Raw genomic sequence first — 13,900 nt, 5'->3', positions numbered from 1 at the left:
GGCATGGCGATAGATATCGAGCGGGTCGTGACGTACCCCACGAACTCGGACGAATGGATCAAGACCGTCGCTATCGGCGGCGTGTTGGCGCTGCTCTCGGTGTTCATCGTTCCGGCGTTTCTGCTGTACGGGTATCTCCTCCGCGTCCTGCGGGCCGGCATCGCGGGGACCGACGAACCGCCCGCGTTCGACGACTGGGGGACGCTCCTCCGCGAGGGCGTCGTGGCGTTCGTCGTCATGCTCCTCTACCAGTTGATCCCCCTCGCTGTCCTGTTCCTGACGGTCGGTGGATCGGTCGCCGCGATCGGGACGGGAACCGAGACCGGCGCCGGTGTCGGCGTCGTCGGCCTCCTCGGCGGGCTCGCCCTCTCGACACTGCTCGCGCTCGTCTTCGGCTACCTCATGCTCATCGGCCCCACCAACTACGCGCACGAAACCACGTTCGGCGCGGCGTTCGACATCGACGTGCTTCGCTCGGTCGCCCTCGATCACCGACGCCCAACCGCAACCCTGAAACGGAGTGCAACCGGGGTAGGAACATGGCCACGGTTGCGGAACGCCTCGGCGTCGCTCCGGCACGGCTCTGGGTCGGATCAGTACTCACACTCCTTGCGGTCCTGATCGGTGGCTCGCTCGCGGCGCCACGCGTCGTCTACGACGGCTTCATCTGGCACTACTTCTGGGGGCCGGTGCAGGCCGACGCCAACGCCGCCGTCTGTGCCGTCCGTGAGGGCGGCACGACGCGCTATCTCTACGACGCCGCCGCGTGTTCGGCGGCGCCCGAACCGGTCGCCTACCCGGGGTATACGCTCGTCTCGGAGGTCGGCTACGTCGTCATCCTGCTGATCGCGCTCACGGGCCTCATCTTCCTGCTCAAGCGCCTCTCGCTCGGCACCGACCGCGACCTGTTTTTCGCCCTCATCCCCTTCGTCTTCTTCGGCGGGGCGCTCCGGGTCGTCGAGGACGTAACCGACACCGGCGGCGCCGACGCCGCGATCACCTACCCGCTCAACACGCTGCTCATCAGCCCGATCATCTACTTCACGGTGTTTGCGGTGACGCTCGGCGCCCTACTCGGCAGCGTGGCGCTCGCTCGCCGTGACGTCATCGATCACTACACGCGACCGCTCGTCGGCAGCGGGGTCGCGGTGCTCGGAGTGACGCTCGCGTTCCTCTTCTGGAGTGCGATCCGCCCCGACGGCCCGGGGACGTTCTATCCGCAGGTCCTCGCCGTGATCCTCGCGGGAGCGACGGTCACCGCCGGCGGCACCTGGTGGCTGATCGAGCGGTATGCTCCAGGGATCAACGCCGGGACCGGCCGCATCGGCTTCGTCGTCATCTGGGGGCACGCCATCGACGGCGTCGCCAACGTCGTCGGCCTCGACTGGATGGTCGCGCTCGGCGCCGGCCCGAACCTCGTCCCCAAGCATCCGGTCAACCAGGCCGTCGTCGACATCACGGCCGCCACGCTCCCCGCGTCGGTGCTGGCCGTGACGGGTGACACCTGGCCCTTCCTCGTCGTCAAACTCGTCGCGGCGACGGCGGTCGTCTGGCTGTTCGACGAACGGATCTTCGAGGAGAGCCCGCAGTATACGATCCTCCTCCTGGTGGCGATTCTCGCGGTCGGACTGGGGCCCGGCACCCGCGACATGCTCCGGGCGACGTTCGGCGTCTAAGGGAAGGGGTGGAACGCCCGATCGAACCGGGGTTCGTAGCCCAGTTCGCGCGGCACCGTCTCGGCCCGCTCGCCGAAGAACGGCTCGCCGACGAACAGCGGTTGGGCCTCGGGGCTCAGGATGCGAACCGCCTCGAACCCGAGCTCTGCGACATCGGGCGTCGTGAGTCGGGCGGCGTACGTCGACAGGCCGGCGTCGGCTGTCCGCGTGACGACGGCGTCGAGTGCGGTCTCCCCCGTCGGCAGGGGGTCGGGACCGACACTGGCCGCTGGCACCACGGTGTCGGCGGACTCCTGCTCGACGAACTCGCGGGCCGCGCGCGGGAAGTCGGCATACCGGCCGATGGCGCCCTCCTCGGCCGCCGCCTCCTCCGGCCCCATCGCCCGGAGTTCCATCCAGTTCTGGAGCGCCTCCGCGAGCGCCGACCGTGCGGCCGCCGCCGCGTCGAGGTCAGCGCCCGATCCGACGGCGAAGCGCGGCCACTCGGCCTCGCGGTGGACGGCGACGGCGACGACGGGCACGTCGATGTCGGCGGTGACGAGCAGCGGCGTCACGGTCAGGCGCTCGGCGCGGGCGCGGTCGACGAGCGCCTCGAACCCCGGATCCTCCACCGTCAGTTCGAGCGGTTCGTACGTGGAGTACCACGCGAGCATCGTCGCGTCGCGTTCGATGACCTCGTACAGGCCCGAGAGCAGCGCCTCGACGCCGCTGTTGCCGAGACCGAGCCCCGTCGTGATGGCCGGGCGGGACGACTCCTCGGGCGGCGGGTAGTGGACGAGTTCGGCGGGGAGCGAGACGGAGGCACCCGTCCGCAGGTCCTCGCCGGGCACCCACGGGATCGGTTCCGCGGGGTCGACCGACTGGTCGTCGGGCGCGACGACGGCGTCGGGCGAGACGGCGCCGTCGGCCGCAACGTCGGCCGGTGCGGCCACGGTGAACTCCTCGCGGCGATAGACGCCGGCGCAGTAGCGTTCGAGGCCTTCGCCGAGCGCTTTCATGAACGCCCGGTCCCAGTCGTCGTCGACGCCGGCCGCGAACCGCGCGGCGCGGGCGTCGCTGTAGGCGGTCGTATCGGCGGTCGTCGCCAGGTAGTAGGGCGCGGGGAACGACTCGCGTTCGCCGACCTGTGTGAGCAGGCCGACGCGTCGGTCGACGGCCTGTTCCGCGCGGGCAACGGCGTCGTCAAGGGCGACCTGGCGCTCGTCGCGCCGGAGCGTCCGGTCGCGGTCGTCCGGCCGCGGAACGGGGAAGACGCGGCGTTCCTCGCCGGGCACTTCGACGACCGTCCCGGCCAGATCCGCGCCGCTCAGAAGCGAGACGGCGCGGTGCCCGGCCACGGCGCCGGCGAGGCGAACCGCGCTCCGGTTCCCGGTGGGATCGGCGTCCGTCTCGGTCTCCGTCGTCGACTCGATCCGCGCGACGAGATCACGGTAGCCCACGCCGTCGGCGAAGACGGTCACCGCCGCGTCGAGGTCGGCGGTGACGCCGCCGAGGCCGCCGATTTCGACGGCGATCCAGCGCGTCGCCGCGGCGTCGGCTACCTCGAAGGCGGGCGCACCCGCGGGAGCGACGACGACGCCGAGCGGATACGATCCGAGGTCGTCCGGCGTCGTCTCCGCCGCCGTTGCATCGATGTCCTCGAGGGCGGCACGGAACGACGCCGCGGCCGGCCCGCTTCCCGCGATACCGATCTGCATGGGACGGTCGAGACGCTCCGGGGAGAAAAGTGACCGGAAGTTCGGGACTGACTCGTACGGGTGATTGTAACTGTGTACCGGTGGTTCACCGGACTGTTTCGGCGAACCACCGGTATAGACTTACAATAAACCGTATCAGGCCGAGTGACTGAGCGTCACGGCGGCGAGTTCTTCCGGCGTCGCCTCGTCGAAGCGGTCCTCGTTGAGTTTCAGGCGTAGCCGGGGGCGACCGACATCGATCGGAACCTTCTCGGTTCGGATCAGCCCCTCGTCTTCGAGCGTCGTCTTGGTGCGGGAGAACGTCGCCTTGCTCGCGATGCCGACATCCTCGCCCCACTTGCTGATATCGTACAGCAGTACGTCGTTGCGGGCGGCGACCAACAGCGTCAGCGTCACCTCGTCGAACTCGGCCGTGGCGCTGCGTGCGGATTTCAACGCGTCGAGCGTGGCGTCGAAATCCTCGCGGGTCTGCTCCCCGATCTCGGCGCCGAGCGTCTCGCGAACCCGCGATATCGGCGGGGTGCGGAGGTCGAAGTCCGAAGCGATCTGCCACTGGGATTCGTAGAGATCGTCCACGGTGTCGACGAAGGAGTCCTCGTCGGTGCCGAGGGCGGCGACGTTGTCGCCGACCGCGACCAGCGACCACACGGTGCCGTTGGCGACCGCGAGCGGATTTCTGTGGCCGCTGCTTCCGGTTCGGATCGTGAGCGTGCCCGCGTCCACGTGGTCGGCGGCGTTGCTCGCCACGACGAAGTCGTCCATCACGTCTTTCAACAGGGACTCGTCGGCCAGCACCCGTATTCGTGGGGGATCGTCGGCGGTCGTTGCGAGCGCCGTCAGCGACTCGACGGCATCGGTTATCGGGTCGACGATCAGGAGGTCGTCGGCCGACGCGAAAATCGTCTCCAGGACCTCTTCGAAACTCCGGCCGTGCAAGTTCGCCCCGGCTCCCATGCGATCAATATTCCCATATCAATATTTAATATTAACGACTAGCACAACACGTAACAGAGTAAATATTCAGTGTATAAATAATTGGTTTTTCGGTGGAGTACCAGGAATTATCTGCGAGCGATCGGTGACGCGGGCGACCACCGTGCGGTTCGCGAGCGCTCCGATCGCTAGCTTATTCAGCGTTCCTCGTGAGAGACGGCTATGGAGTTCAGCCACGTTCGAGCCGTCGACGAGGCCGTCGCCGACGCGCTCGTCGGCGAAACCGACCGCCAGCGAAACACGCTGTCGATGATCGCCTCGGAGAACCACGCGAGTCGAGCTGTCATCGAAGCACAGGGAAGCACGCTCACCAACAAGTACGCCGAGGGCTACCCCGGCGAACGGTACTACGCGGGGTGTGCCTACGCCGACGCCGTCGAGGAGCTCGCCATCGAGCGCGCACGGGAACTGTGGGGCGCGGAACACGTCAACGTCCAGCCCCACAGCGGGTCCCAGGCCAACATGGCCGTCTACCTGGCGATGCTCGACCCCGGCGACCGCATCCTCTCGCTCGAACTCGAACACGGCGGCCACCTCAGCCACGGCCACCCCGCGAACTTCGCGGGCCAGCTCTACGAGGTCGAACAGTACCGCGTCGACCCGGAGACGGGGTATCTCGACTACGAGAACCTGGCCGACATCGCCGACGAGTTCGACCCGGACGCCATCGTCTCCGGGTTCTCGGCCTACCCCCGACAGGTGGACTGGGAGCGCATCGACGCCGTCGCCGACGCCGTCGACGCCTACCACATCGCCGACATCGCCCACATCACGGGGCTCGTCGCCGCGGGCGTCCACCCCTCGCCCGTCGGCATCGCCGACTTCGTCACCGGCAGCACACACAAGACCATCCGCGCCGGGCGCGGTGGGATCATCATGTGCGACGCGGAACACGCCGACGCCATCGACAACGCGGTGTTCCCCGGCGTCCAGGGCGGTCCCCTGATGCACAACATCGCGGGCAAAGCGGTGGGTTTCGGCGAGGCGCTCGAACCCGTGTTCACCGAGTACGCCGAACGGGTCGTCGCCAACGCCCGCGCGCTGGGGGGGACGCTCGCCGATCACGGCCTCTCGCTCGTCTCGGGCGGCACCGACACCCATCTCGTGCTGGTCGACCTGCGCGACTCCCATCCCGACCTCTCGGGGGGCGACGCCGAGGCGGCGCTGGAGCAAACGGGCATCGTGCTCAACGCAAACACCGTTCCCGGCGAGACGCGGTCGCCGTTCGATCCCAGCGGCATCCGGGCCGGCACCGCCGCGCTCACCACCCGCGGCTTCGACGAGGACGCCATGCGGGAGGTGGGCGATCTGATCGTGCGCATCCTCGACGCACCGGACGACGACGCTATCATCGAGGCGGTCGCCGACCGCGTCGACGAACTCTGTGCGGCCCACCCGCTGTACGACTAATCGGAAGGATCGTAACTGTTGATGGATTCGCGTCGGACCGGGACGGTCCGACTCTCTCGTGACTTCCGATACGCGCCGTCGCGAGCTACTCGACCGGCGTCTTGACGACCGTCACCGGTTCGTCGGCCAGGCGGACCACGCGGTCGGTGACGGAGCCGAGGAGGCTCCGGTACTCCTCCGGGTGGCGTCGGGTGCCGAGGACGATCAGGTCGACGTCTTCGTCGTCGGCGTAGTCGACGATTTCCTCGTGTGGCCGGCCGTGTCTGAGCGTCTCGATCACCTCGACGCCGCGAGCAGCCGCGCGCTCCGTCACCGCCGTGAGCGCGTCCTCGCCCACCTCTTCGAGGCCGTGTTCCGGCCCCTCCCGCTCGTCGACGTACTCGTCGCCGCTGTACGCGGAGTAGACATCGCTGTCGACCACGAACAGGACGTGGAGCAGGGCGTCGTGCAGGGAGGCCAGGCCGATGGCGTGGGACGTGGCGTTCTCCGAGGCGATACTCCCGTCCGTCGCGAGCAGGATGTCGTCGTACATGTGACGCAGTTCGACGCGTCAGCTGAAAAACGTATTCACGGTTCTCATACTGTCGGCTGTAAGTCGTTCAACGATTTCGCCACCCCGGAGTGGTGACTATCTTGATCCAGTTATAGTAGCATTTGGAACTGTTTGCACACCTGATCTCCAGACTGCACGCGATCAGGTGTGCAATGACTTACAAAGGCCACTATACAGCCGACAGTATCACGCGCCGATCCTGCACCAATCAGTGCGTTGAAGGCGGTCCATCGCGCCTGTCTGGACATGACTCACATCATCGACGGGAACGCGGTCGCGTCGGACGTTCGAGACGGTCTGTCGACGGCAATCGAGACGCTCGACGCGGAAGGCGTCACCCCGACGCTCGCGACGGTCCTCATGAGCGACGACCCCGCCAGCGAGACCTACGTCTCGATGAAACAGCGAGACTGCGAGGAAGTGGGCATCGAGGCGCTCGACATCGAACTCGATCCCGAGGCGCCCGCCGACGAACTGTTCGAGACGGTCGAGGACCTGAACGCCGATCCGAACGTCAACGGCATCCTCGTCCAGATGCCCGTCCCGGACCACATCGCCGACCGCGATGTCATCCGCGCCATCGACCCCGCGAAAGACGTCGACGGCTTCCATCCCGAGAACGTGGGGCGACTGGTCGCCGGCGACCCCGTCTTCAAGCCGTGTACCCCCCACGGCGTCCTGGAACTCCTCGATGCGGCCGACGTGGAAACCGAGGGCGCAGACATCGCCATCGTCGGCCGGTCGAACATCGTCGGCAAGCCGCTGGCGAACCTCCTCGTCCAGAAGGCCGACTACGGCAACGCGACGGTGACGGTCTGTCACTCCCGGACGGAGAACCTGGCCGAAAAGACTCGCCGCGCGGATGTCGTCGTCGCCGCCGTCGGTGTGCCCGAACTCATCGACGGCTCGATGATCTCCGACGGCACCGTCGTCATCGACGTAGGCGTCAACCGCGTCGAACGCGACGGCGAGTCGACGCTCGTCGGCGACGTGGACTTCGAGAGCGCCAAGGAGAAAGCCAGTGCCATCACGCCCGTCCCCGGTGGCGTCGGCCCGATGACGCGAGCGATGCTCCTCTACAACACGGTCACGGCGGCGAGCCGGCAGGAAGACGTGCCGGTCGACCTCTCCTGATACGGATTATTGTAACTGTGTGCCTGTGAGTCGCCGACCCGTCTCGGCGACTCACCGGTAATGACTTACAATAAACCGTATGAAGGGGACTACAGTCGCTCCCGCGCAGCCGCCAGCGCGTCCTCGTCGTCCTCGTCGTCCTCGGCGAGATACCGACCGACCTCGCGGGCCGCCGTCACCAGTGATTCTGCGTCCGCCGGCGACACGTCACCCTGGAGCGCCTGCACTCGTTTGACGCGCTCACGGAGCGTCCCCAACGCTTTGCGCGCCGCGTCGTCGGGATGTTCGTCGAGCCAGTCGAGCAGGTCACTTCGGTAGTCGTCGATGGCGTTCGCGTAGCCGAGGCCGCGGGCGTCGGTCCACGCCGCGGGCACCGCGTCGGGCGGCGGGCGCTCCCCGTCGTCGGCACCGCGGAGGAGCGCGAGCAGATACGTGCGGGCCTCGTCGCTCGGCGCCCGCTCGCGGTCGAACCGATCGATCATCTGCAGGAGTTCGCTGGCGGCGAGGACGGTGTCGTCGAGGGGCTGTAGGCGTCCTCCATCGATGAACCCGCGACGACGGAGATACTCCCGCAGGTCGCGTTTGCAGTCGTCGACGACATCGGCAAGTGAGTCCGACGCCGACTCCGACGCCGCGGCGGTCCGGTACGGCGTCAGATCCAACGTCGCCGGCGCGTCGGTATGGAGCGTGCGGTCGTCGACGCCGACACTCCGGAGGCTCTCGCACTCGGGGCACGCGACGCTCCCCGTCTCGTAGTACGACCACCGGCAGCCACAGTCCTGACACTCCCGCCGGCCGCGAACCTTCATACGCGTCGTTGGCCGGGCGGCGGCAAAAGGTCGGCGCTCTGGGGGCGTACCGGCGCTCCCACCCCGATTCGAGGCCGTCCGACGACGGATAGCGTTTTATTTTTGACAGCAAACCGGTGTGTAGTCCGGTACCTTTATCAGGGGCGATTTCCCATTGTCGCATGACGCTTCGTCTGGAGGGCCGAAGCGTCAGCGGGGACCAATTCAGGGCGGCAAGTATCCACGCGATTTTCGCGTGGCTTGCTTCCTTTTCCGCACACAATAGCCACGTAGTCACTACTGTTCGTCGCATACCGTCAGTCGTGTCCCGTCTCGTCGGCCGCCTCGTCGGCTTCCGCCGTCATCGCGCTCGGATCGACCGCGTACGGGCGAAGCGGCTCGGATTCGATGAGCTCCGGCAACACCAGTCGGGCGAAGTGGATCACCAGGACGAGCAGCATGGGCGCCAGGAAGATCCCGTACCAGCCGAAGAGCAGAGGGCCGAAGGTGTACGCGATCATCAGACTCCCGACGTGGAGGCTCCGGCCCGAGACGTAGGGGCGGAGCACGAGGTCGGGGATGGTGTCGACGATGACGAACGAGACGACGGCGAAGACGGCGACGAACCAGAGCGTGCTCGGATCGGTCAGAAACCCCACGCCGCCGAGATACAGCGCGACAGGGACGTAGATGAGCTTCATGCCGACGATGGGAATCAGGCTCGCGATGCCCGTGAGCAACCCGACCAGGGGTGCCGCGGGGATCCGGAGCCCCGCGGGTGCGTAGACGTTGAGTATCGAGTACGCGATCACGCCGATGCTCCCCGTCAACACCGCGTTGAGGATGTTGCCGAAGAAGATGCCGTGGAAGTCACGGTCGACCGCGCGGGCGTAGGACTCCAGGACGCCCCGGTCGTCGCCGAAGCGCGCGATGGTCCACCGCGAGAGCCGAGCCCCGTCGCGGAGCAGGTAGAAGGCGAGCGCGAGCATCACGAACAGGTGGACGGCGCCGACGCCGACGAAGGCCAGCGTGTCCGCCGCCGAGCCGAGCGAGGAGAGCAGCGACTGCAGTTGTTCGAGGGTGAGATACTGCTCCGGATCGAGGGCGAGCAGTGCCGCGGGGTCCGCGATGGCGTTGAGGAGGTCTTCGTCGACGATGGGCCATCTCGACGGGTCGAAGGCTCCCTCGTTGACGTACGACAGGAGTTCGTTCAAGGCGACGCTGAGGGCGTACGCGATCAGGAGCAGGGCGGGCAGGGCGAGCGCGAACAGCGAAATCGCCGCGGCGAGACTCGGGGGGCGAATCCGCCGCCGCAGACGACGGTAGATGGGGCGCGTGGCGTAGTAGATGAACGCACCGAAGACGAACGTGCCGATGAACGAGTAGACGACGTACAGCAGGGCGGCCCCGAGCGCGGCACCGAAACTCCACCAGCCGAGGCGGTAGCGAGACACCTGGGGGACCGACATGTAGACGACACGCGCGGGACAGGTGATAAAACCTGCCGCGAGAGCGGGGCGCGATCAGGTCCAGCGGTCCAGTCCCGTCTGGACCAGCGACTCCTCGATACGGTCGAAACCGCGTTCTACCTCGGCAGCGTCGACCTCCCACTCCTCGACGACGTAGTCGCGAGCGGCGTCCATGTCGGGGTCGACATCGAGGTCGATGTCGTAGTCGTCGGTGACCGGTGGGTCGAGAAACAGGTCGCGCACCCGGTCGCCGTTGACCACCTGCCACCCCTCGGCGTCGAGGGCGGTCCAGAGGTCGCCGTGGTCGTGGATCGCCTGCAGCGCCGTCTTCGGCCCGACGCCGTCGACGCCGGGGTTGAAGTCCGTGCCACACAGGATGGCCACGTCGACCAGCTGTTCGCGCGTGAGGTCGTGGCGGGCGAGCGTCGCGTCGAGATCCATCAGTTCCGGCGCGCCCTTGCTCGTCAGTTGGCGGAGGGTTCGCGGCGCGCCGAACAGCAGCGTGTCGTAGTCCTCGCTGCCCGCGTAGTCGGCGTCGCCGTGGCGCGCCATGTACGCCGCCTGCGCCTCGCCCTCGGCGGGGGCGTCGACGACCGGTACGTCGAGGCGGGCGAACAGTTCCCGTGTCGTCTCCAGGATGACATCGGTGAGTCGTTGCGTGCGGGCTTCGAGACGGGCGGCTTCGACCGTTTCACCGCGCTCTTCGGCCTCGGCACGGCGCTCCTCGGCCTGTTCGCGCTTCTCGCGGCGGTCGGCCACCTCGCTCGCCTTCAACTCCGTGACGCCACCGTCGAAGACGAAGATGGGCGTCAGGTCGTGGTCGAAGAACTTGGGGAGGCCTTGCACGATGCCGACGAGGTTCGCCACCTCCTCGCCGTCCGCGGTGGTGTAGATGGTCGAGTCGGTCCACTTGACCGTGGTCGTGAGATAGCGATACAGCCAGTTGTGCGCGTCGACGGCGACGACGCTCCCGGCCACTTCGTCCCAGGTCACGTCCGAGATGGCGGCGAGTTGGCGGAGGTCTGCGTTGCCCATTACTGGGCGCTACGCAGGCCTTGACTTTCAAGGCTGCCTTCGTCAGCGACCGCGTGCTTTCCCCCGACTGAGGCGTGCCGACGACAGGTCGAGGGGCGCTACGCAAACTGTGTTTTGAGCCAGTCGGCTGCGGCGTTCAGATCGAAAACTCCCGATCCGTAGAAAATAGATAAGGGTAACTCTCGGCCATCTGCTGCGTAACGTTCTCGCCACACGTCGGCGAGTTCTTTCAGATCAGCCGCTCGTACTAATCGAATATCCGTCCCGAGTTGCTTCTCTAATTGCGTCGCGTTCGTCGCCGCCTGCTCCGTGAAGTCGGGCGCAATGATAAGAAACCACTCGACGTCGTGCTGCTCGCTTTTCGTATCGATGTAGCTCTTGATCTTGCTACGCGTGTCACTGCCGAGGCGAAACTTCTGCCGTCTGCGCTTGTTATCCCAGAGTAACCACTGCCCGTCCTGTTCGATTTCTCCATCAGCCACGACACCGCTCGCCTGCTGCCCTAACTGGGTCGTCTCTTCGAGGTTGAGCGCTTCTCGAAAGATTTCCGCCGTCGCATCTTCGAATAACACGTCCAGTTTCTCCGCTGGGTGATCGGCATCGACGAGATCCTGCAGTTGGGGAGGGACCTGTTTCACGGCACCATCCGCGATATCTTCGTAAACATCCAGATACAGATCGACGGCCGGTTCGTCCTCATCGACGGTTTTCTGAGAATGCTCGAAGTAGTCGATGATCGCCGACACCATCTCGTCGGTCTTGCGCTTGTGCGCGTCGAGACTATATCGATCGACGATCGCCTTGAGATCGTCTTTCTCGACGACTTCCTTCAGGAGTTCACTGGGGTAGACGCCCGCCGCGACGATGTTCTCTCGGCGATCTTGATTCCGGCCGTAGTTCTTCCCGTCGACACCGAATCGTTCACGCGCGTCGATCAACACGGACTGGCGGTCGAACGGGTCGAGCGTCTCCAGCATCTGCAGGAAGTTCTCGTCCGACATTTCGTAGTACAGCCAGTCACGGACGACATCGACGTAGTCCTCCGGGATGCCAACGAGTTCGTCGAAGTCGTCGCCGTTGACCTCGTAGACGATCGCCTGCTCCTGGAGTGACCACAGCCCTTTCTCGATCGTATCGCGTGCGTGTTCGGGGTTGTCCGACCGTGAGACCTTGGGGAACCGCTCGATCGCAGAGAGCCGCTGGAAGAAATCGAGCCACGTGTAGTACTCGTGTTTGCTGTCGTGGGATCGGTTATGGAGTTCGAAGTAACTGTACACCATGTGGAGTTCCGAATCGTCGATCTGGTTCTTGTAGTCGACAGCCGCATGGGCGAGATGGAGGAGGTCGTCGGACTCCGGGAACGACCCGTCGTCGTAGTCTTCGATGAGCGTGTGCTGCCAGTCCTGAACGGCATCCAGAAGCGGGCCCTTCTCCATACTGTAGTCCGGTCGTTGGATGAGTTGGTGGAGGATCCCGTACCGAATGACGAGTGCTTGATACGGCGAGTCGTTGATCGCGCTGAGACGTGGCGGCGTGAAGTCGTTGAGTTCCGCATGGAGTCGAATCTCGTCTGCGAGAGCGGGAGCGTGTGTTTCGAGATATTCTTCGCGGTCGCTGAACCCGTCGTGTTTGAACGCTTCCGGGTCAAACTCGTCGGTACGTGTTTTCGTATTGTCCTTGATGAACCGCTTTCGTTCGTGACTCTTCCAGTCCTGATCGATCAGTTCACGCAACTCCATATGTTGTACAGCCGTTATTTACAGCTACACTTCAATTTACCTCGCCGACAGATTGACCGTCTACTCGCGTGTTCGGGAGCATCGTCCGCGGATCACATCGTCGACGATGAATTGTCAGGATCTCAAGCGTAGACCAAGAGCAGTCACTGCCAGGGAACCACATCTCCGTCCACCACGCCGACGCCATCCGGCGGATCGACGACAGCGGGCGGGTCGCTACCCCGTTCGTCGTCGAGGAACGACGCCATCTCGTCGTCGAATTCGCGGCCGCGATAGCGCTCCAGGCCGTCGCGGTACGTCTCGGCGTCGCGCGGACCGGGACGTTCGCAGACGAGTTCGGCCAGCCCCGTCTCGTCGCCCGTGAACCCGAAACCGGCGCGGTAGGCCGCCCGGTAGGCGACGGGGTTGTTGACGGCGATGCGGAGGCGGTCGAACCCCCGCGCCTCGGCGCAGTCAGCGACGAAGGCCAGGAGGCGAGAGCCGAGGCCGTCGCCCTGGCGGTCGTCACGGACGGTGATGTAACGGACACAGAGACAGTCGTCGTCGGTGCGGTCGGGGCTGAACGACGCGGCCGCGAGAACGGCGTCGTCATAGGCAGAGTCCTCGGCGGCGGCGTTCGCGTCGTACACGACTGCCTTCCCCGTCGCGCCGAGGACGAACTTGCCGGCGTACGCGAACCGGCGGTAGTCGAGACGGAGGGTCGGGCCGTCGGGCGGCCAGCCGAGGAGGGCGAACGCCATACCGTGCCGAGGGCGTCCGCCCCGAAACCTTTGGCGCTCGGTCTCCCATGGAAACCTATGCACGGTGAGGGAGACGTCGCGTTCTTCGACCGGGTCGCCCGGCTGTACGACCGCCTCGCGCCCGCGACCGACCCGGAACCCATCTGGGCCGGGCTGGCCCGCGCCGACCGCCCCGTCACGCGGGTGCTGGATCTCGCCGGGGGGACGGGACGGGGCGCGCGGGCGGTCACCGAGTCAGCGGCGGCGGCCGGACTCGGCTCGGTCGACGCCGTCGTGGTCGACGCCTCACGCGCCATGCTCCGGCGAGCGGCGGCCCGCGGTGTCGCGTCGGTGCAGGGCGACGCCGGCCGACTGCCGCTCCGGGACGGCGCCGTCGACGCCGTCGTCCTCCTCGACGCGTTCCACCACCTGCCGGATCCCGAAGCCGCGCTCGAAGAGACGGCGCGCGTGCTCCGTCCCGGCGGCGTCCTCGTGATCCGGGAGTTCGATCCCGGGACCCTCCGTGGCCGACTGCTGGCCGCGTCGGAGCGGGCCGTCGGCTTCGAGTCGACGTTTCGGCGCCCCGAGACGACGGCAACGGCCGTGGACAGCGCGGGCCTCGACGCGACGGTGCTCGATCGGGGGTTCGCGTACACCGTCCTCGGGACGAAGCGAGGGAGCCATTAG

Annotated in this window: 13 protein-coding genes; 5 read left to right on the top strand and 8 right to left on the bottom strand. The window is 66.5% G+C overall.

Annotated elements, in window-relative coordinates:
• Positions 1–3 precede the first annotated feature (3 nt).
• Together MXB53_RS05510 and MXB53_RS05505 are read left to right on the top strand one after the other, a co-directional pair.
• Positions 4–621: a DUF4013 domain-containing protein gene (locus MXB53_RS05510; RefSeq protein WP_248896322.1), complete on the top strand. Its 618-nt coding sequence runs from the start codon at positions 4–6 to the stop codon at positions 619–621.
• On the top strand, positions 540–1,676 hold the full coding sequence (locus MXB53_RS05505; protein WP_248896319.1) for a DUF63 family protein: 1,137 nt from the start codon (positions 540–542) through the stop codon (positions 1,674–1,676). The genes MXB53_RS05510 and MXB53_RS05505 overlap by 82 nt, the downstream gene beginning before the upstream one ends.
• Here MXB53_RS05505 and MXB53_RS05500 read toward each other — a convergent pair.
• Positions 1,673–3,373, bottom strand: a complete 1,701-nt coding sequence (locus MXB53_RS05500) for a YcaO-like family protein (protein ID WP_248896317.1) — start codon at positions 3,371–3,373, stop codon at positions 1,673–1,675. The genes MXB53_RS05505 and MXB53_RS05500 overlap by 4 nt on opposite strands.
• Positions 3,374–3,508: 135 nt before the next feature.
• On the bottom strand, positions 3,509–4,327 hold the full coding sequence (tbsP, locus tag MXB53_RS05495) for a transcriptional regulator TbsP (protein ID WP_248896314.1): 819 nt from the start codon (positions 4,325–4,327) through the stop codon (positions 3,509–3,511).
• 201 nt (positions 4,328–4,528) lie between these two features.
• Here tbsP and glyA point away from each other — a divergent pair, with 201 nt between their 5' ends.
• A complete protein-coding gene (glyA, locus tag MXB53_RS05490; RefSeq protein WP_248896312.1) occupies positions 4,529–5,776 on the top strand; it encodes a serine hydroxymethyltransferase in 1,248 nt (415 codons plus the stop codon).
• Between the two features lie 85 nt (positions 5,777–5,861).
• Here the strand turns inward: glyA and MXB53_RS05485 are convergent, their stop codons facing one another.
• Positions 5,862–6,308: a universal stress protein gene (locus MXB53_RS05485; protein WP_248896310.1), complete on the bottom strand. Its 447-nt coding sequence runs from the start codon at positions 6,306–6,308 to the stop codon at positions 5,862–5,864.
• Positions 6,309–6,575: 267 nt separating this feature from the next.
• Between MXB53_RS05485 and MXB53_RS05480 the strand changes: the two genes are divergently transcribed.
• The gene (locus MXB53_RS05480) at positions 6,576–7,463 is read left to right on the top strand and encodes a tetrahydrofolate dehydrogenase/cyclohydrolase catalytic domain-containing protein (protein ID WP_248896308.1); all 888 of its coding nucleotides are present in this window, start codon (positions 6,576–6,578) and stop codon (positions 7,461–7,463) included.
• 89 nt (positions 7,464–7,552) lie between these two features.
• Here MXB53_RS05480 and MXB53_RS05475 read toward each other — a convergent pair whose 3' ends face one another.
• The 5 genes from MXB53_RS05475 to MXB53_RS05455 all read right to left on the bottom strand — a co-directional run bounded on the left by MXB53_RS05475 (position 7,553) and on the right by MXB53_RS05455 (position 13,234).
• On the bottom strand, positions 7,553–8,272 hold the full coding sequence (locus MXB53_RS05475) for a DUF7117 family protein (protein ID WP_248896295.1): 720 nt from the start codon (positions 8,270–8,272) through the stop codon (positions 7,553–7,555).
• A gap of 296 nt (positions 8,273–8,568) precedes the next feature.
• A complete protein-coding gene (locus MXB53_RS05470; protein WP_248896294.1) occupies positions 8,569–9,720 on the bottom strand; it encodes an AI-2E family transporter in 1,152 nt (383 codons plus the stop codon).
• Between the two features lie 54 nt (positions 9,721–9,774).
• Positions 9,775–10,755 carry a flap endonuclease-1 gene (fen, locus tag MXB53_RS05465; protein WP_248896291.1) on the bottom strand — a complete coding sequence of 327 codons (981 nt, stop codon included), beginning with the start codon at positions 10,753–10,755 and terminating at the stop codon, positions 9,775–9,777.
• Between the two features lie 98 nt (positions 10,756–10,853).
• Positions 10,854–12,494, bottom strand: coding sequence for a hypothetical protein (locus tag MXB53_RS05460; RefSeq protein WP_248896289.1), 1,641 nt, complete (start codon positions 12,492–12,494; stop codon positions 10,854–10,856).
• Positions 12,495–12,637: 143 nt separating this feature from the next.
• Complete coding sequence (locus MXB53_RS05455) at positions 12,638–13,234, bottom strand: GNAT family N-acetyltransferase (protein ID WP_248896288.1); 597 nt, start codon at positions 13,232–13,234, stop codon at positions 12,638–12,640.
• 57 nt (positions 13,235–13,291) lie between these two features.
• Between MXB53_RS05455 and MXB53_RS05450 the strand changes: the two genes are divergently transcribed.
• Positions 13,292–13,900, top strand: a complete 609-nt coding sequence (locus MXB53_RS05450; protein WP_248896287.1) for a class I SAM-dependent methyltransferase — start codon at positions 13,292–13,294, stop codon at positions 13,898–13,900.

The organism is Haloplanus sp. XH21 (assembly GCF_023276355.1).
Taxonomy (GTDB): Archaea; Halobacteriota; Halobacteria; order Halobacteriales; family Haloferacaceae; genus Haloplanus; species Haloplanus halobius.
The sequence above is the reverse complement of the archived record's forward strand: the minus strand, read 5'-3'. Positions and strand labels throughout refer to the sequence as shown.